The sequence below is a fragment of the Ensifer sp. M14 genome, from assembly GCF_003355565.1.
Lineage (GTDB): Bacteria > Pseudomonadota > Alphaproteobacteria > Rhizobiales > Rhizobiaceae > Ensifer.
The window spans coordinates 1-251 of sequence record NZ_QJNR01000020.1; the positions used below are offsets into that span (position 1 = coordinate 1).

Sequence of the window (251 nt, forward strand, 5' to 3'; positions counted from 1 at the left end):
ACTGGGGATCAACGACGATCAGATCGACTTTGCGTTCGAGGAAGTCGAGACCGGCCTGGCAGCGATCGACAGCGAGCTCGACCAGTCACGGAAAGACAAGCAGAAGCGGGAAGCACGCCCGCGCAAGGGCTTTGCCGCCCATCTCGAGCGCATTGAGGAGGTCATCGAGCCTGAAATCCCCGAAGAATGCCGAGGTCTGGAAAAGGTTTTGATTGGCGAAGACCGATCCGAGCGGCTCGATGTCATCCCAC

The 251-nt window shown here is 59.0% G+C and carries 1 pseudogene; it reads left to right on the plus strand.

The features are described from left to right. Positions 1 to 251 (plus strand): annotated as a pseudogene (locus BLJAPNOD_RS34900) (IS66 family transposase); the annotation flags it as partial.